This is a genomic window from Bradyrhizobium sacchari (genome assembly GCF_002068095.1).
Taxonomy (GTDB): Bacteria; Pseudomonadota; Alphaproteobacteria; order Rhizobiales; family Xanthobacteraceae; genus Bradyrhizobium; species Bradyrhizobium sacchari.
Genome location: NZ_LWIG01000007.1, coordinates 502478 through 520101, shown reverse-complemented (window position 1 = coordinate 520101; position 17624 = coordinate 502478). Strand labels below are relative to the sequence as shown.

The following is a 17624-nucleotide window of genomic DNA, read 5'->3' as shown; positions in this document are numbered from 1 at the left end:
CGGATGGCCTTAGGCCAGAACGCCCATGATGTCCGACTCCTTCATGATCAGGAGCTCTTCATTGTCGATCTTGACCTCGGTGCCCGACCACTTGCCGAACAGCACGCGGTCGCCGACCTTGAGGTCGATCGGGATCAGCTTGCCGGTCTCGTCGCGGCCGCCGGGGCCGACGGCGACAACCTCGCCCTGGGACGGCTTTTCCTTGGCGGTGTCCGGAATGATAATGCCGCCCTTGGTCTTTTCCTCGGCGTCGATACGTTTGACCACGACACGGTCATGCAGCGGACGAAATTTGGATTTAGCCATGACGTTTCCCTTTGGAGGCTCGCTTCGGAAGTAGCGGAAGTGGGTGGGGCGGCGCTTCCGTTCTCCCCTCGTCCCGAGGATCGAACGGCGCGCTTAGCAATCGGGCTTTCCGAGTGCTAATAGTGCGCCCGGAAATATGGCTTGGCCGCGATCCTGTCAAGCAAAGGTGGTTAAGCGATTGGTGAGGCGGATATAGGATGGTGGCATTGGAAACTTGTTCGGGGCGTCGGCGTGTCAAAGGACGTCATTGCTCCGGCAGCGGTTTTGCGCTTGGCTGCGGGAGGGGTGCGGCCATGGTCTTGTTCGGGGGAATGCCATGATCAGTTCAGCTCACGCGCGCACGGTCGCCAACCTGGCGGCTGCCTCTTGCCTGGCGCTGCTGCTTGGCGCCTGTGGCGGCGGCATGAGCCTGCCGTCCTTCTCCTCCTCGTCCCCGCCGCCCGAGGCGGAGCCCGGCACCGGTCCGGAAATGCCGGCGACCATCCGCGCCGACGAGATCGTCGGCCGCTGGGGCCTCGCCTCGTTCCAGAACCCGGCCGACCGCGCCCGCACCGAGGCCGCAGCGCGGGCCCAGTGCAAGAATCCCTACGTGATCACCGCCGGCTCCTCTGGCGGCGTGATCATGCATCTGGCCGACCAGGCGACGCCGCAGGAGCTGCGGCTGAAGGGCTCGCCCAGCGGCAAGAACTATATCGGCCCCGCGGGTCCCACCCCCGGAGAGCAGGACCGCGAGATCGTCTCGTTCGACGGCCGGGTCCTCATCACCCGCTTCATCGACAAGGACGCCGCCACCCGCTACGGCAACATGGTCTACGTCCGCTGCGCGCCGCGGGCGTGACAGGGGGGCTGGCCTAACCACTCGTCATTGCGAGCGTAGCGAAGCAATCCAGAGTCTTTCCAGGGTGATAGTCTGGATTGCTTCGCTTCGCTCGCAATGACGGCAAACAAAAACGCCGGCTTCTCGCCGGCGTTTTGCTTTGTCCGTATCGCGCGTCCGCTCAGTCGAACAGCGCGTCGATGTCGTCCTGCGAGGCGTGGCCGACGTCTCCGGCGAGTTTGGGGCCGTTGAGGAGCTTCTCGTCGTCGCTGCGCATGTCGACCGGCGCCGGCACATGGGCTTTGATCGCATCGACGCCGCCCCAGATGTCCATCATCGCGTTGATGTGCTGCTCGATGAACTTCATCGTGGTCATGACCTTGCTGATGCGCTGGCCGGTCAGGTCCTGGAAGTTGCAGGCTTCGAAAATCGAGATGACGCGTTCCTGGATGTCGTCGGCGAGCCGCTTCTGCTGGTCGGCCGAGTCCACCTTGGACATCGCGCTGGCGGCCTGGTCGATCGACTCGGCCGCTTCGAGGATCTGCTGGGTCGCCTGTTCGGTGCCGCCGACCACCGCGCCGAGCTCGCCATTGACCTTGGCCATCTCGCCGCCGTCGAAGCTCTTGCCGTGCAGGGTCGCGATTTCGCGCTTGGTGCGGTCGATGGCGTCGTGGATGAGGTCGAGCTCGACCTTGAGCTTCTCGCACTGCTCGATCTGCGCCCGGTAGGTCTCGAGCATGGTGCGCGCTTCGGACAGCTCATGCGCGGTTGACGCGTCGATCGCCGCCATCGCGGCGCTGCCGGACAGCGGGGCCGCCGTGATGCCCTTCGCCATCTGGGCGCGGATCGCGCGCAGCTCGGCCATGATCTCGCTGTGCATCGGAGTTGCCTCTTCAGTTACGTCTAGAATGGGCATCTCGCCACCGGCGATATCCTCGACACGAAAACGTTTGCGGTGAACAGCCATCAGGATACTCCCCCCACCTCACTCACGCGTCTTTGTAGGCAGAAGCGATTTAACACGAAGTTCACAGCCGGAACTGTCATGCGCCGTCGCGCGCGACGGCGCGCAAAGGAGCGATTAACCATGCCGCGCGGCGTTCATCGAAAATAAACGCTGATCGCCAAATTGCAGGCCCGCTCGCGACGTGGTGAATCGAAACGCCCGATACGTTTACCAAACAAAACGGCTTTTGCTTTTTATTGACCACGTCGCGGGCGCGGATCAGCCACCAGCCCTGCATGACGCGTGTGATCTAGACGAAACAGTACAGAGTACGTCGATGTTCAAGAAAATGTCTGTCGCGCTGCTCGGCAGCGCGTGCACCTTCATCGCCGGCACCAGCGGCGCCGGCGCTTTCGACAACACCGTGCCGAACGATCCGCCCGCGGTGCTCTATCAGCCGCGCGTGCCGCCGGCGCCGGTGCGCGTCGCCTCCAATGCGAACATGGGCGGCGGCTTCATCGAGTTCCTGTTCGGCGACGGTCCGGGCCGCGGTCCGGCCTACGCGCCGGAGCAGCCGGTGTATCAGCAGCAGCCGGGCTATTACGACCAGCGCCGTCTGCCGCCGATGGGCGAGCCGCAGATGCAGGGTGCGTCTCTCCAGCAGGAGGCGGTCGACCCGCGGCAGCGCCCGTTCGATCCGAAATTCGAGAAACAGGTTGTTGACTATAGCGGCAAGGAAAGTGCCGGCACGATCGTGGTCGATACGCCGAACAAATTCCTCTATCTCGTCGAGGGCAACGGCAAGGCGATGCGCTACGGCATCGGCGTCGGGCGTCCCGGCTTCACCTGGTCCGGCGTGAAGTCGATCACCGCCAAGCGCGAATGGCCCGACTGGACCCCGCCGGCGGAAATGATCGCGCGCCGGCCCGACCTGCCCCGGCACATGGAAGGCGGCCCGGAAAATCCGCTGGGCGCCCGTGCGATGTATCTCGGCTCCACGCTCTACCGCATCCACGGCTCCAACGAGCCCTGGACCATAGGCACCAACGTTTCCTCCGGCTGCATCCGCATGCGCAACGAGGACGTCATCGACCTCTACGGCCGCGTCAATGTCGGCACCAAGGTCGTGGTGATGTGAGGTTCTTGCTTCGCCTCTCCCCGCTTGCGGGGAGAGGCCGCATTGCATCGGAGATGCAATGCCGGTGAGGGAGTCTCCGCGAGTCCAACTCTCGCTCAATTGCGGAGAGAGCCCCTCACCCCGACCCTCTCCCCGTAAGAACGGGGAGAGGGGGAAAAGTCACGCGTAGTCGCTGCCGCCGTCGTCATTGCCGAAGTCGCTGTCGTCGGCCATGTCCATGTTGTCGTCGTGATCGTCGTCGTAGTTCTGGTCGTTGTTGTCACGGTCGTTCGAGGCCTGGTCGAACAAGCCCTGACGGGAGTCGCGGTTCGATCCGATGTCATTGAGGCCGGCGTCGCGCGCGAGCGAGCCGCCGGACTGATCGCTGCCGCCCCAAGGGCTTCCACCGCCACCGCGCTCCTCGATGATCGTGGTGTCGCCAAAAGCCTGCTGGTGACCTCCGCCCATCATGCCACGGATGCTCGAGAGCAGCAGCGAGCCGCCCACGACGCCGGCCGCGGCCGCCGCCGCCGTGCCGAGGAACGAGCCGCCGCCACCGCCGACCGGCGGAGCGCCATAGCCTTGAGCCGGACCTTGGCCATACGCCTGTCCATAGGGAGGTGGCGCGCCATAGCCCGGCTGGGACTGCTGCATCGCCTGGCCGCTGTTCCAGACCGGCCGCTGCTCACGCGGCGGCACGTTCGGAACCGAACCCCGCGACGGGCTGCCACCGAACAGCGTGTCACGCATGGTATCGAGGAAGCCGCCGGACTGCGCCGGCTCGGGCGCATGGGCCGCTTCCAGCTCCTGGATGCGCGCATTGGCGCGCTTCAGCGCTTCGTCCTGCACCAACGTGGTCTGCACCAGCGCATAAACTGCGCCGGGGGCCTTGCGCAGGCCGTCGGAGATCGCGGCGATTGCGTCGGGATCGCGAGGTGCATTTTCCAGCTTTGAAAGCCGGTCGAAAAGGTCGTCGACGAGCTGGCGTTCCTGCGGCGTCATGATCTGTCTCCTTCGCGCAAAACCAAGCGCGCTGGAGATGTAGGGTTCCAATGTGGCCCCAACAGTGCCGGCCGGATTAAATTTCCGTATGCGACAAGCTGCCCCTTACCTGTCCCTTGGCCTGCTTGGCCCGCTTTTCGCCGGCTTCATCCCAGTGTCGCGTTGCAGTCCGCCAGCAGGCGGGCGAAGGCATCGCCCGCAAGATAGGCGTGCTCGCGTTCGCGGACCTCGGTCATCGGATCGAGGCCGGCAAGGATATCGTCGACGAAGCCGGGATGGCACATCACGAGGCCGCCATCGGGCAGGCCTTCCAGAAACTGCCGCATCAGCTCGCCGAAATCGGTGGCACGCGTGAAGTCGTAGGCGCCGGCGAAGGCCGGGTTGAAGCCGAGCCCGGCGCCGGCGGCGCGGCGGCGGAATTGCGCGCTGAGAATGTCCAGCACCATGGCTTTGGGCGAGGCCAGCCGCTGCGCCAGCGGCAGGTTGCGGCCGCCCTGGCGCACCCAGGCCTGTGGCGCCGCTTCAGCGACCGCATCGACAAAGCCGTCGCGGATCTGCGGAAAGAGCTGCACATGCTGATGGCCGTCGACGAAATCAGGCGCGCGTCCGAAGGCGTCCGCAAAGGCCGCGAGTTGCGCCTTCACCTCGGCGCGAAAGAATTCACGGTCGAGCCGCCGCGCAAGGCCGGCGAGCAGCAGCTTTGGAAAGGACATGAACATGTCGCCGTCGAGGGGGCGGAAATGCATGGTGAGCGGCCGGAACGGCGCCGACAGCGTGACGTGCAACCCGATCGCGCAGCGCGGGCTCGCTTTGGCGGAGGTCTGAAGCGCCTCGGCTTCGCTGCGCGAGATCGCGTGGCCCACCATCATGACCGACGTGGCGTTGAGACGACCGCGTTCGATCAGGTCGCGGATGGCGCGGTTGACGCCCGGGCTGATGCCGTAATCGTCAGCGCAGAGCCAGATCCGCCGCGGGCTCGCGGCGGTGCTCATTCGGCTGCCGTCCTGCTCGGGGCGTCCTGGCTTGAAGCGTCGTCACTTGAAGCGGCGTTACTTGAAGCGTCCTGGCTCGAAACGTCCTTGGCCCTGCTGGCCTCGAAATGTTTCTCGCTGTGCTCGGCGACGAAGTAGATCGGGCGCGCCTTCAGCTCGGAGAGGATTTTGCCGATATATTCGCCGACGATGCCGATCATGATGAGCTGCACACCGCCGATCGTCATCAGGCCGACCACGAGCGAGGGATAGCCGGGCACCTGCTTGCCCGTGGTCCAGACCTCCCAGAGGATCGACAGGCCGAACAGGAAGGCGCCGCCCGCCAGCACCACGCCGAGCAGGCTGGCGAAGCGCAAGGGCGCCACGGAGAACGAGGTCAGCCCCTCGATCGACAGACCGAGCAATCGTGCGGCGTTGAAGGTGGTGACGCCATGGGCGCGCGGCGCCGGCTCGTAGTCGACGCGGATCTGGCGGAAGCCGATCCAGCTGGCGAGGCCCTTGAAGAAGCGGTTGCGCTCGGGCAGTTGCCTGAGTGCTGCGACGGCGCGCGGCGACAGCAGGCGGAAATCGCCGGCGTCCTCGGGAATCTTCTGGCGCGCGCCCCAATTGATCAGCGCGTAGAAACCGTGCACGGCGAGGCGGCGCAGGAAGGGCTCGTTGTCGCGATGCGCCTTGGCGGTATAGACGACGTCGTAGCCGTCATCGATCCAGTGCCGTACCAGCTGCTCGACGAGAGCCGGCGGATGCTGGCCGTCGCCGTCCATGAACATCACGGCGCCGAGGCGGGCATGGTCGAGGCCGGCCATCAGCGCCGCTTCCTTGCCGAAATTGCGCGACAGCGACACCACCTGGACGTCGATGGCGTCGGCCGGCAGGCCGCGCGCGATCGACAGCGTCGCATCCGCGCTGCCGTCGTCGACATAGACGACCTCGCAAGCGAGGCGATAGCTCTGCCGCAAGGTCTTCGCGAGCTCGCAGATGCGCTGGTGCAAGGCCGCGAGGCCCGCCGCCTCGTTGTAGACGGGGACGACAATCGACAATCCCTTCGCGGCGGAGTTGGCCGCGGTGGTCGTCAGGGCGGAAACGTCAGAGCCCAGCGTCATTGATCAAGGTTCCAGAGGCGATCAAGGTCATTTCAACAGCATATGGTAGCTGCCGTTTGCTGTCGCTACGCTGAACGGAGCTGCTCAACATGCTTTGGGCTCACCGCCGCAGGAACGTCTCGAGTTTGGCGAACAGCGGGTTCTCCCGGTCGAACACGTAGTCGAGCGAGACCACCGAGACGGTCTCGGCGCCGTGCTCGCGCAGGAAGCTCGCCAGTGCATAGAGCTGGCCCGGCGGGCAGTGCAGCGTCAGCATGCCCGACGAGGTCGGTCCGCCGAACGGAGCCTCGACGCCGAACCGGCTGTGGGCTTCGCCGAGCAGGGCGGCGTCGCACTGGCGGAAGCGGGTGCGGACCTCGCGGTATTTGTTGGCCCTGGCCCTTGCGGCGATGTGGTCGAGGATGACGCGCGCGGTCTCGCGTGCCTGCGGCGACCAGTCGGCCTCCCTGGAGGCGACCAGATTGGCCTGGCTGCGCAGGATCACACCGTCGTCGAGCACCCGCAGGCCGTTGGCGGCGAGCGTCGCGCCGGTGGTGGTGATGTCGACGATCAGCTCGGCGCTGCCCGCCGCCGGCGCACCTTCGGTTGCGCCTGCGCTTTCGACGATGCGGTAGTCGGTGATGCCGTGGCTCTGGAAGAAGGTGCGGGTGAGGTTGACGAACTTGGTCGCCACCCGCATCCGCATGTGATGCTGCTCGCGGAAGCCGGTGGTGACGTCGTCGAGATCGGCCATGGTGCGGACGTCGATCCAGGCCTGCGGCACCGCGACCACGACGTCGGCATAGCCGAAGCCGAGGCCTTCGATCAGGGACACGCGCTTGTCGGCATCGGCGATGTTCTCGCGCACCAGGTCCTCGCCGGTGACGCCGAGATGCGCGAAGCCGCGCGACAGCTGCGATGCGATCTCGCTCGCCGAGAGATAGGCGACCTCGACATTGTCCAGCCCTGCAATGGTGCCGCGATAGTCGCGGGCGCCACCGGCCTTCGACAGCTTGAGGCCGGCGCGGGCGAAGAAGGCTTCGGTGTTTTCCTGCAGGCGGCCCTTGGAGGGAACGGCCAGGACGAATGGCGCGCTCATGACTTAAGCTCCCACCTTGCGGCCGATCCGGTTCAGCGCGTCCACCCACACCGAGAAGCCAACGGCGGGGATCGGCTCGGCCGAGCCGAGCTGCGTCATCAGCCCGTCATAGCGGCCGCCGGCGACCAGCGGCTCGGCGCCGTTGCCGCTATGATGCAGCTCGAATTCGAAGCCGGTGTAATAGTCGAGACCGCGCCCGAACGCGGTCGAGAAGCGCGTCTGCTTCACGTCGATGCCGCGCGCGGCCATGAAGCCGACCCGGCTCTCGAACTGGTCTATCGCAGCCGTGAGATCGAGCTTCGCATCGGTCGTGAGCGCGCGCAGCTCGGCGACGGCATCGTCGGGATTGCCCGATACCGACAGGAAGCGCTTGAGCACGGCAATCGCTTCGCGCGGCAGCGCGCCGCCCTTCAGCGTCGACTGCTCGAGGAAGCGGTCGGCGATCTCGGCCGTGGTGCGGCCGCCGACATTGGTGGTGCCGGCGATCGACATCAGATCGGTGACGAAGGCGAGCGCCGCCTTGCGGTCGGAGCCGGCCAGTGCCGCCAGCACGCCCTCATATTCGCTGCGGGTCGCGGTGGCCGCGGCGGCGAGGCGCTCCAGGTCCTGCTCGAGGCTGATCTTGCGGTTGAAATCCTTGACCAGACGGCGGCGCCAGACCGGATAGAGGTTGAGCGCGTCGAGCAGCGCGTTGAACAGCGCCACGTCGCCGGTGCGGATCTCGACGTCGCGGACGCCGAAGGCGGCCGTCGCCTCCAGCGCCAGCGCCAGCATTTCGGCGTCGGCCGCGGCGCGGTCCTGGCGGCCGAATGATTCGATGCCGGCCTGCAGGAATTCGCTGGCCTGGCCGCTGCGGTAGCGGAACACCGGACCGAGATAGCTGAACCCGGCCGGCTGGCCCGCCCGGTTCGACGCGAGGTAGTCGCGGGCGACGGGGATGGTCAGGTCTGGGCGCAGGCAGAGCTCCTCGCCGGAGAGATCGCTCGTCAGGTACAGGCTCTTGCGGATGTCCTCGCCGGACAGGTCCAGGAACGGCTCGGCCGGCTGCAGAATGGCGGGCTCGGCCCTGACATAGCCGGCCTGCGCGAACGACAAGAGCAGCGTATCCGCCCAGGCGGCGGAGCCGGCAGCATTTGAGGTGGCAGTCGCGGTCATCTCAGGGGTCCATCGTCCCGGTGGAACCGGGCAGGGGCAAGGGAGGCGAATTGGCGCAGCCCTTAGCATGGCCCGACAGCGGTTTCGACCTCCAAAGGATCAATCGCTTAACGGGCGGGCAATGCGCAGGATCAGGCGGTCTTGCCGCCCCAGTCCCCCAGCACCGCCTGCACCAGCGCCAGCGCGGCGACGGCGGCGGTGTCGGCCCGCATGATGCGGGGCCCAAGCGCCAGCCGCAGGATGCTGGGCTGCCGCAACAGCAGCGCCCGCTCTTCCTCGGCAAAGCCGCCTTCGGGGCCGATCAGCACGTCGATCCCGTGTCCGGCTTCCTGCGCGCCTCGCAGGCTCTGGATGGGGTTTTGCTCCTCCGCCGCCTCGTCGCAGAAGATCAGCAGGCGGCCTGCTGCGCGCTGGCTGAGATAGCGCTCCAGCGGCACCGGCTCGGCGACCGTCGCGATGCTCAGGATGCCGCATTGCTCGGCCGCCTCGACGACATTGGCGCGCATCCGCTCGGTGTTGACCCGGGAGGCCTGGGTGAACCGGGTCAGGACCGGCTGCAGGCTGGCGGCCCCCATCTCGATGGCCTTCTGGACCATGTAGTCGAGCCGGGCATGCTTGAGCGGGGCGAAGACATAAGTGAGGTCGGTCAGGGCGTCCTGGGGGCGGGTCTGCTGGAGGATCACAAGGCCGTCCGGCCGCTTGCGGCCCTCGATCGCGGCCTGCCACTCGCCGTCGCGTCCGTTGAAGGCCAGAACCTCGGCCCCGGCCGCCAGCCGCAGCACATTGCCGAGATAGTTGCTCTGGTCGCGGTCGAGCGGGACCCGGACGTCCTGGGCGAGGGGGGCGTCGACGAACAGGCGGGGGGCGCGAAAATCGTGGGAAGGCATTGTTCAAAGGTCCGATTTGGGGCCGATCTTAACCGAAACCAGTAGTTTTGGGGGTAAATATCACCGAATTGGTGCGTCTCCGCGCCGCGCTCTTGCCCTATTCGACGGGTTGTTAAGCGCCGGCAGGAATCGTAAAAACGTGAACACGCTGGTTGCGCTTCAATTGGGAAGACGCCGAACCCCGTAAGCTCCTGCCGGAGAAACTGCCTTCATGATCCGTCATCTGATGGTTCCGATCACTGCCGCCATGATCACCATGGGTGGTGCCGCGGGTGCCTATGCGCAAAGCGCCTTTCCGGCGCCGCTGCCCGGGCAGGCCGCGCCCAGCTCGGCGTTTCCGCCGGTGAATGGCTCGGCGCCGACCGCCTCCGTTGGTACGGCCCCGCAGTCGTCCTTCCCCGTGAACGGCGCCGCGCCGATCGGCGGCGGCGCTGGTGCTGGCGCCTTCAGCGCAGCCCCGCCGACCCAGGCCCCGGGTGAGGACTGCATGAAGGCGTTCATGCCCCTGCGCGAGGAGGCCGAGAAGCGCGGCAAGGCGATCAAGGCCGCGAGCGACCGTCACGCGCCGCCGGACGAGGCCTGCAAGCTGATCCGCAATTTCAGCCAGGCCGAGTCGAAGATGATCAAGTACATCGAGGCCAATGCCTCGAAGTGCGGAATCCCGCCGCAGGTCGGCGCGCAGATGAAGGACGGCCACAAGAACACGGAGGCCATGCAGACCAAGGTCTGCAACGTCGCGCAGCAGATGCAGAACCAGCCGCGGGGTCCGGCCGGTCCGTCGCTGAGCGAGGTGCTGGGGTCGGGCTCTGCGCCCGAGGCCAACGCCGGCAAGAAGGGTGGCAGCACCTTCGACACGCTCAACGGCAACGTCCTGACCCGATGAGCGACGCATCCGCCCGCGTTGCCGATTCCACCGGCAACTGGGTCGATACGCTCGCGCCGCAATGGGCGCGGCCTTACTTGCGATTGTCCCGCTTCGATCGTCCGATCGGCTCCTGGCTTCTGCTGATGCCATGCTGGTGGTCGGCGGCGCTTGCCGCCGGCATCGCGCATGACGTCAGCCGCCTGCCTCTCACCATCGTGCTGTTCTTCATCGGCGCCTTCGTGATGCGCGGGGCGGGGTGCACCTGGAACGACATCACCGACCGCGAGCTCGATGCCCGGGTGGAGCGCACCCGCTCGCGGCCGCTGCCGTCGGGGCAGGTCAGCACCAAACAGGCGACGGCCTTTATGGTCGTGCAGGCCGTGATCGGGCTCGTGGTGCTGCTGCAATTCAACCGCTTCGCGGTCCTGACCGGCATCGCCTCGCTTTTGATCGTCGCGATCTACCCTTTCATGAAGCGCATCACCTGGTGGCCGCAGATCGTGCTCGGGCTCGCCTTCTCCTGGGGCGCGCTGATGGGCTTTGCCGTCACCTTCGGACGCATCGATGTGACGGCGCTCGTGCTCTATGCCGGCGCGATCTCGTGGGTGATCGGCTATGACACGATCTATGCGCATCAGGATGCCGAGGACGACGCGCTGATCGGGATCAAGTCCACCGCGCGCCTGTTCGGTGCGCACACGCATCAGGCACTGGTTCTGTTCTACGGGCTCGCGGTGGTGCTGATCGGCGTCGCGCTGGCGTCAGGCGACGTGCGCTGGCCGGCCTGGCTGGGCCTTGCCGCCTTCGCCGCGCATCTGGCTTCGCAGATCGTGCGCTTGAGGATCGAGGATCCCGAGCTGTGCCTGCGTCTGTTCAAGTCGAACAAGCATGCGGGCGCGCTGCTGTTTGCCGGATTGCTCGCGGACGCCGTGATGCGGGCGGCGTAACGTCCCGCTCAATTCCTTGCGATGATCTCGCGTTCTTCGCGATGAACCGGCAGCTCGCGCGCGATCCCGGTACGCCGACGCATCAAGAATTTCGGGCGGCGGGCGCGGATTGCGTTGGCGCGGCGACGGCGGGCCGCGGGCTTGCGCGCCCCTTCGTCGAGCTGCGGAAGCGCAAAGATCTCGCTCCAGGTCGACCAGGCCTCGAGGACCTCGTCGGCTTCGGCGCCGACCAGCAGCGGGACGGAGAGCGAGGGATCGCGATGGACGAGGACGAGCACCTGCGCCTCGTCATTGCCGCGTAGCGCGACACCGGTGAAATCGCTGACACGGACGTTGATCGCCATCTGCATGCCGCGGACGGCACGGCGCAGCACGACACGCTCGCGATGAAGCTCGATCTGCCTGGTGTGGCCGTCGGCGCGCGGATCATGCGCATCGAAGCGGACCGGAAGGGAAAGAGGGTCGAGCCGCAGTGAGCGGCTCGACCCGGCGGGAGCGACCCCGCATGTTGCTGTTTGACGCCTCACGGCTTTCGTTCTCCCCGCCAGGATTATGTTCCCGGTCGATGCGAGGACCTTAGCGCGGCGGTTTCCGAAACCGCTTAAAAAGGCTGGTTAACCCGCCGTCACCACGGCTCATGATTGACAAGACCTTGGCGCGCATGATTGACGAGTCGTTGCGCCGGAGAAGCGAATCTGAGCTTTTTACGGGCTGAAAATGCTTGAAGTCCGCACCATTTGGGCACATCTGGTGGGTTCGGCCGTTCCGAGCCCGACCCCGCCCCAACAGGATTTCGTTTGTGAACCCTTCACCAAGCTCGACGCTTTCGCCCCAGGATTCTTCCAAGGCCAATCGCGACCTGTTCGATCAGTCCGCGCTGTCCGATCTCGCGCAGCGGCTGGTGGAGGCGGCCAAACGCGCGGGCGCCGATGCGGCCGATGCGGTCGCGGTGCGCGGCGTCTCGCAAGGGGTCGAGGTGCGCGACGGCCGCGTCGAGGAATCTGAACGGTCCGAAGGCGATGATGTCGGCCTGCGCGTGCTGGTCGGCCAGCGCCAGGCGGTGGTCTCGACCAACGACGTCAGCGGCGATGCCGTGACCAAGCTCGCCGAACGCGCGGTGGCGATGGCAAAGGTCGCTCCGACCGACAAATATGTCGGCCTCGCCGATCCCGCGCTGCTCGCGCGCGACTTCCCCGATCTCGACCTGCTCGATCCGAATATTCCGGCGACCTCGGAGCTCGAGCGCCGCGCGCTCGCCGCTGAAGCTGCCGCACTCGCGGTGAAGGGCGTCACAAAATCCGGCGGCGCCTCGGCGTCCGCCGGCATGGGCGGCATGGTGCTCGTCACCTCGACCGGCTTCCACGGCTCTTACCTGCGTTCCAGCCAGGGCATCTCGGCCACCGCCATCACGGGCGAAGGCACCAGCATGGAGCGCGACTACGATTTCACCTCCGCGCCGCATGGCGCCGATCTGCTGTCGCCGGAAACCGTCGGCCGTTCCGCCGGCGAGCGTACCGTGGCGCGCGCCAATCCGCGCAAGGTCGAGACCTGCAAGGTGCCTGTCGTGTTCGACCCGCGCGTTGCGGGCTCGCTGGTCGGCCATCTCGTCGGCGCCATCAACGGTGCCTCGATCGCGCGCAAGACCAGCTTTTTGAAGGACAAGCTCGGCCAGCAGCTGTTCGCGAAGAACATCCGCATCATCGACGATCCCCTGCGCAAGCGCGGGCTGCGCTCGCAGACGTTTGACGCCGAGGGCGTGGCTGTGAAGAAGACCGCGCTGGTCGACGAGGGCGTGCTCACCACTTGGCTGCTCGACTGCGCGACCGCGCGCGAGCTTGGGCTGGTCACCACCGGCCACGCCCATCGCGGCGTCTCGTCCTCGCCCTCGCCGGGGCCGTACAATCTGCATCTCGAAGCCGGCACGCCGACGCCCGCCGAGCTGATCTCCGACATCAAACAGGGCTTCTACGTCACCGACCTGATCGGCTCGGGCGTCAATGGCGTCACCGGCGATTACAGCCGCGGTGCCTCCGGCTTCTGGATCGAGAACGGCGAGATCACCTATCCGGTCAGCGAGGTGACGATCGCCGGCCATCTGTTCGAGATCTTCAAGTCGATGCAGCCGGCGAACAATCTCGAGTTCCGCTACGGCATCAATGCGCCGACGGTGCGCATCGAGGGTTTGACGCTTGGCGGACGCTGATCGAGCAGAGACGAGTTGGCTCACCTCTCCCGTAAGGAGAGGTCGGATCGCATCGCAAGATGCGATCCGGGTGAGGGGCTGCTCTTTCTCGTGGGACCTGAACCCCCTCACCCGATTTGCTGCGCAAATCGACCTCTCCCCGATGGGGAGAGGTGTTCACCGCGTGTCGCTCGGTTGAATGCGATGGCGGCTGTTCTTGACGACACCATCCTGACCCGCGATGCGGCGCTGCTGAAAGACACGGTGCGGGAGGCGGGCGCGCTCGCGCAGTCGATGTTCCGCACCGAGCTGAAGAAGTGGATCAAGGGCGCATCCTCGCCGGTGTCGGAAGCCGACATCGCCGTCAACGATCTGCTCGAGGCGCGCCTGCGCGCGGCCACGCCGGACTATGGCTGGCTCTCCGAGGAGAGCGTCGACGATGCCACGCGGCTGTCGCGGCGGCTGACGTGGGTGGTCGATCCCATCGACGGCACGCGCAATTATCTCAACGGCCATGACGAATGGTGCGTCAGCGTTGCGCTGGTCGAGGACGCCGCGCCGATTCTCGCTGCGGTGTTCGCGCCTGTTAGCGACGAGTTCTTCTTCGCGGTCCGAGGGCAAGGCACGACGCTCAACGGCGCGGCCGTGCAGGCGACCTCCGGCTCCGAGCTCGACTTCTCGCGCGTGGCGGGGCCAAAACCCCTGGTCGAGCGCCTGAAGCCCTCGCTCGGCGACATCAAGCTGCACCCGCGAATCGGCTCGCTCGCGCTCCGTCTCTGCCGGGTCGCCCATGGCGCGCTGGATGCGGCTTTTGCGGGCGGCAACAGCCATGATTGGGACCTTGCGGCGGCCGATTTGATCGTGCAGGAAGCGGATGGTAGGATGAGCAACCTCTCCGGAGATCCCATCCTCTATAACCGCCGGGAAGTGGCCCACGGGGTGCTGGTGGCAGCGGGACGCGATCGTCATGCGAACATTGTCGCGCATTTTCGAAATCGCCCCTTGGCCTGAAGCGCCTTCGCGTGCCTGTCGATCACTGCTTTGCCGGGCAGCCCGTTAGAAAGAGAACCCATGCCAGATAGTGCCCCGCAACAACTGCTTCACCTCGTCATCGGCGGAGAGCTCGTCGATCTCGAGCACAACACCTTCAAGAACCTGGACGACGTCGAGATCGTCGGCCTCTACCCGAACTATGCGACGGCGCACGCCGCCTGGCGCGCCAAGGCGCAGAGCACGGTCGACAATGCGCAGATGCGCTATTTCATCGTCCATCTCCACCGGCTGCTCGACCCCAATCAAGAACCGGCGCGTTGAAAAAACTGCTTCGTAATACGCTGCGAAGCAGCTTCGTTCAGCGTGCCGTCGGGGTCCTGGCGGCCGAATATCTGCGCTTTGTCTGGCGGACCAACAAATTCACGTTCGATCCGCCGGACGTTTATGACATCGTCGAGCCGCAGATCCCGGCCATCTTCGCCTTCTGGCACGGCCAGCACTTCCTCACCCCCTTCATCAAGAACAAGGACTGGTACAAGGCCAGGGTCCTGATCTCCCGCCACCGCGACGGCGAGTTCAATGCGATCGCCGCCGAGCGGCTCGGCATCGGGACCATCCGAGGTTCCGGCGATCATGGCGGGGCCTTCCACCGCAAGGGCGGGGTCGGCGCCTTCAAGGAAATGGTGCGGACGCTCCAGGACGGTTGTAATGTCGCGCTGACCGCCGACGTCCCCAAGCGCTCCCGCGTGGCCGGGCTCGGCATCATCATGCTGGCACGGGAATCGGGACGGCCGATCATGCCTTTCGCGATGGCGACCAGCCGCTTCATCCGGCTCAAGAACTGGGACCGCACCACCATCAATTTGCCATTCGGGCGGGGCGCATTGGTCGGCATCAAGGAAATCCACGTTCCCGCGGATGCCGACGCCGCCACGATGGAATCGCTGCGGCAGGAGCTGGAGGACACGCTGAACGAGGCGACCCGGCGCGCCTATGCGCAGCTCGGCCGCCCGGGACCCGAAGATGCCTAAATCGCTGCCCATTGCGCTGCCGATCACGCTGCGGATGTATCGGCGCCTGGCCTCGGGCCTGGTGCCGCTCGCCCCTGCGCTGATCAAGCGGCGCTTGAGGCAGGGCAAGGAAGACCCGGCGCGGGTCGGCGAGCGGCGGGGCCTGTCCCGTGACGTGCGGCCGCACGGCCCCTTGGTCTGGATCCACGGCGCCAGCGTCGGCGAGGTGCTGGCCGCCGCGGCCCTGATCGAGCGCCTGCGCGACCTCAATTTGCGCATCCTGCTGACCTCGGGCACGGTCACCTCGGCGGCGGTCGTCGCAAAGCGCTTTCCGCCCGACGTCATCCACCAATACGTGCCGTATGATTCCCCGCGCTATGTCGCGCGCTTCCTCGACCATTGGAAGCCGTCGCTGGCGCTGTTCATCGAATCCGATCTGTGGCCGAACCTGATCCTGGCGGGCGCAGCGCGCCGGGTGCCGATGGTGCTGATCAACGGGCGGATGTCGCCGCGCTCCTTCCCGCGCTGGCGGCGGATGCATGGCACCATCTCGGCGCTGCTGTCGCGGTTCGATATCTGCCTCGCGCAGTCCAGGACCGATGCGGAGCGCTTCTCCGCGCTCGGCAGCCGCGACGTCGTCACCACGGGCAATCTCAAGCTCGATGTGCCGGCACCACCGGCCGATCCCGCCAAGCTCGAACGGCTGATGGCGATGACGCGCGGGCGGCCGATCATCGTCGCGGCCTCAACCCATCCGGGCGAGGACGAGATGCTGGTCGCGGCGCATCGCAGCCTCGTCGGCTTCTTCCCGCAGCTCCTGACCGTGATCGTGCCGCGGCATCCCGATCGCGGCTCGTCGATTTCAGGCCTCGTCACGGGCTCCGGTCTCAAGCCTGCCCTGCGCTCGCGCGAGGAGCTGCCGACGGCCGCGACCGACATCTACGTCGCCGACACCATGGGCGAGCTCGGCCTGTTCTACCGCCTCTCGCCGATCGTGTTCATGGGTGGATCGCTGATCCGCCACGGCGGGCAGAACCCGATCGAGGCGATCAAGCTCGGGGCCGCCATCGTCCACGGTCCGCACGTCTTCAACTTCTCCGAGGTCTACGAGGCGCTCGATGCGAGCGGCGGCGCACGCCAGGCTGATACGCAGGAGCTCCTGGTCAAGCAGCTCGGCCAGCTGCTGGCCGATCCCGCCACGCGCGACAAGATGCAGCGCGCCGGCAGCGATGTGGTCGAGCAGCTCGGCGGCGCGCTGGAGCGCACCATGACCGCCCTTGAGCCCTATCTGCTGCAATTGCGGATCGAGATGGGAGCCGCCAATGCGTGAGCCGGCCTTCTGGTACCGGCCACGCTCCCTTCAATCGCACGCGCTATGGCCGCTCGGTGCGCTCTACGGCGCGATCACCGAACGGCGCATGCTGCGTAAAGGCGTGGACGCCGGCATCCCCGTGATCTGCGTCGGCAACTATCATGTCGGCGGCGCCGGCAAGACGCCGACCGTGCTGGCGCTGACGAAACTGCTGCGCGAGCTCGGCGAGACGCCCGTTGTGCTCAGCCGCGGCTATGGCGGNGGGCGCTTGAAGGGCCCGGTGATGGTCGATCGCGAGCGCCACACCGCAGCCGATGTCGGCGACGAGCCGCTGATGATGGCGCGCGACGTTCCTGTCGCCGTCGCGCGCGACCGCCTCGATGGCGTCGCGCTGGCGAAGTCGCGGGGCGCCACCGTGATCCTGATGGACGACGGCTTCCAGAACCCGCGTCTTTTGAAGGATGCTTCGCTGATCGTGATCGACAGCGAGCGCGGCCTCGGCAACGGCGCGGTGTTTCCCGCCGGTCCCCTGCGCGCGCCGTTGCGGGCGCAGCTCGCCCGTACCGACGCGCTGGTGCTGATCGGGGATGGTCGTGCCGCCAACGATGTCGCCGCCGAGCTTGCCAAGCGCAACAAGCCCGAGCTGCGCGCGCGGTTGAAGCCGGACGCGGCTTCGCTCGCGCAGCTCCTCGGCAAGCGGGCGTTCGCCTTCGCCGGCATCGGCGATCCCCAGCGCTTCTTCAGGACGTTGCGGGCCAGCGGCATCGATGTCGCGCGTACGCGCCGCTTCGACGATCATCACATGTTCTCGCGCGAGGAGCTCGCCGCGCTCGCGGCGGAAGCACAGCGCGAGCAACTGACGCTGGTGACGACGGAAAAGGATCTTGCACGCCTGCATGGCAGCGAGGGCGT

At 66.5% G+C, this 17624-nt stretch carries 20 protein-coding genes and 1 pseudogene; 11 read left to right on the top strand and 10 right to left on the bottom strand.

Going from position 1 to position 17624, the window contains the following annotated elements; genetic code table 11:
• Window positions 1–9: 9 nt before the first annotated feature.
• On the bottom strand, window positions 10–306 hold the full coding sequence (locus tag A5906_RS08910; protein ID WP_025033779.1) for a co-chaperone GroES: 297 nt from the start codon (window positions 304–306) through the stop codon (window positions 10–12).
• A 316-nt stretch (window positions 307–622) separates the two neighbouring features.
• Here A5906_RS08910 and A5906_RS08905 point away from each other — a divergent pair, with 316 nt between their 5' ends.
• Window positions 623–1144 carry a hypothetical protein gene (locus tag A5906_RS08905; protein ID WP_063687171.1) on the top strand — a complete coding sequence of 174 codons (522 nt, stop codon included), beginning with the start codon at window positions 623–625 and terminating at the stop codon, window positions 1142–1144.
• A 160-nt stretch (window positions 1145–1304) separates the two neighbouring features.
• Here the strand turns inward: A5906_RS08905 and A5906_RS08900 are convergent, their stop codons facing one another.
• Entirely contained in the window at window positions 1305–2090 is a 786-nt protein-coding gene (locus A5906_RS08900) for a protein phosphatase CheZ (RefSeq protein WP_080134822.1), read from the bottom strand.
• Window positions 2091–2166: 76 nt separating this feature from the next.
• Entirely contained in the window at window positions 2167–2367 is a 201-nt protein-coding gene (locus A5906_RS42935) for a hypothetical protein (RefSeq protein ID WP_167523536.1), read from the bottom strand.
• A 39-nt stretch (window positions 2368–2406) separates the two neighbouring features.
• On the opposite strand from A5906_RS42935, the gene A5906_RS08895 reads away from it, so the two are divergent.
• Window positions 2407–3207, top strand: coding sequence for a L,D-transpeptidase family protein (locus A5906_RS08895; RefSeq protein WP_080134821.1), 801 nt, complete (start codon window positions 2407–2409; stop codon window positions 3205–3207).
• Window positions 3208–3366: 159 nt separating this feature from the next.
• Here A5906_RS08895 and A5906_RS08890 read toward each other — a convergent pair whose 3' ends face one another.
• From A5906_RS08890 to A5906_RS08865, 6 genes are all read right to left on the bottom strand, one after another.
• Window positions 3367–4188, bottom strand: a complete 822-nt coding sequence (locus A5906_RS08890; RefSeq protein WP_080134820.1) for a DUF2076 domain-containing protein — start codon at window positions 4186–4188, stop codon at window positions 3367–3369.
• 146 nt (window positions 4189–4334) lie between these two features.
• Window positions 4335–5180, bottom strand: a complete 846-nt coding sequence (locus A5906_RS08885; protein WP_080134819.1) for a ChbG/HpnK family deacetylase — start codon at window positions 5178–5180, stop codon at window positions 4335–4337.
• The gene (locus A5906_RS08880) at window positions 5177–6283 is read right to left on the bottom strand and encodes a glycosyltransferase family 2 protein (RefSeq protein WP_080134818.1); all 1107 of its coding nucleotides are present in this window, start codon (window positions 6281–6283) and stop codon (window positions 5177–5179) included. Before A5906_RS08880 ends, A5906_RS08885 begins: the two co-directional genes overlap by 4 nt.
• Window positions 6284–6383: 100 nt before the next feature.
• Complete coding sequence (gene hisG, locus A5906_RS08875; RefSeq protein ID WP_080134817.1) at window positions 6384–7361, bottom strand: ATP phosphoribosyltransferase; 978 nt, start codon at window positions 7359–7361, stop codon at window positions 6384–6386.
• A gap of 3 nt (window positions 7362–7364) precedes the next feature.
• Window positions 7365–8516, bottom strand: a complete 1152-nt coding sequence (locus tag A5906_RS08870; protein WP_080134816.1) for an ATP phosphoribosyltransferase regulatory subunit — start codon at window positions 8514–8516, stop codon at window positions 7365–7367.
• A gap of 131 nt (window positions 8517–8647) precedes the next feature.
• Window positions 8648–9403, bottom strand: a complete 756-nt coding sequence (locus A5906_RS08865; RefSeq protein ID WP_080134815.1) for a 16S rRNA (uracil(1498)-N(3))-methyltransferase — start codon at window positions 9401–9403, stop codon at window positions 8648–8650.
• 211 nt (window positions 9404–9614) lie between these two features.
• Between A5906_RS08865 and A5906_RS08860 the strand changes: the two genes are divergently transcribed.
• The gene (locus tag A5906_RS08860; protein ID WP_080134814.1) at window positions 9615–10286 is read left to right on the top strand and encodes a hypothetical protein; all 672 of its coding nucleotides are present in this window, start codon (window positions 9615–9617) and stop codon (window positions 10284–10286) included.
• Window positions 10283–11215, top strand: a complete 933-nt coding sequence (gene ubiA / locus A5906_RS08855; protein WP_080134813.1) for a 4-hydroxybenzoate octaprenyltransferase — start codon at window positions 10283–10285, stop codon at window positions 11213–11215. Before A5906_RS08860 ends, ubiA begins: the two co-directional genes overlap by 4 nt.
• 8 nt (window positions 11216–11223) lie before the next feature.
• Here the strand turns inward: ubiA and A5906_RS08850 are convergent, their stop codons facing one another.
• Complete coding sequence (locus A5906_RS08850; RefSeq protein ID WP_080134812.1) at window positions 11224–11742, bottom strand: DUF6101 family protein; 519 nt, start codon at window positions 11740–11742, stop codon at window positions 11224–11226.
• Window positions 11743–12014: 272 nt separating this feature from the next.
• Here A5906_RS08850 and A5906_RS08845 point away from each other — a divergent pair, with 272 nt between their 5' ends.
• The 7 genes and pseudogenes from A5906_RS08845 to lpxK all read left to right on the top strand — a co-directional run.
• Complete coding sequence (locus A5906_RS08845; RefSeq protein ID WP_080134811.1) at window positions 12015–13418, top strand: TldD/PmbA family protein; 1404 nt, start codon at window positions 12015–12017, stop codon at window positions 13416–13418.
• A gap of 183 nt (window positions 13419–13601) precedes the next feature.
• Window positions 13602–14408, top strand: a complete 807-nt coding sequence (locus A5906_RS08840; RefSeq protein WP_080134810.1) for a 3'(2'),5'-bisphosphate nucleotidase CysQ — start codon at window positions 13602–13604, stop codon at window positions 14406–14408.
• A gap of 60 nt (window positions 14409–14468) precedes the next feature.
• A complete protein-coding gene (locus tag A5906_RS08835) occupies window positions 14469–14711 on the top strand; it encodes a DUF4170 domain-containing protein (protein ID WP_018648410.1) in 243 nt (80 codons plus the stop codon).
• Window positions 14708–15421 carry a lysophospholipid acyltransferase family protein gene (locus A5906_RS08830; RefSeq protein WP_080134809.1) on the top strand — a complete coding sequence of 238 codons (714 nt, stop codon included), beginning with the start codon at window positions 14708–14710 and terminating at the stop codon, window positions 15419–15421. The genes A5906_RS08835 and A5906_RS08830 overlap by 4 nt, the downstream gene beginning before the upstream one ends.
• Window positions 15384–16730 carry a 3-deoxy-D-manno-octulosonic acid transferase gene (locus tag A5906_RS08825; protein WP_136615071.1) on the top strand — a complete coding sequence of 449 codons (1347 nt, stop codon included), beginning with the start codon at window positions 15384–15386 and terminating at the stop codon, window positions 16728–16730. Before A5906_RS08830 ends, A5906_RS08825 begins: the two co-directional genes overlap by 38 nt.
• Window positions 16723–16973: pseudogene (locus A5906_RS44140) on the top strand (tetraacyldisaccharide 4'-kinase); the annotation flags it as partial. The gene A5906_RS08825 and the pseudogene A5906_RS44140, both read left to right, overlap by 8 nt.
• A gap of 1 nt (window position 16974) precedes the next feature.
• Window positions 16975–17624: tetraacyldisaccharide 4'-kinase (lpxK, locus tag A5906_RS08820; protein WP_245326646.1), on the top strand; the 650-nt coding region annotated here is incomplete at both ends.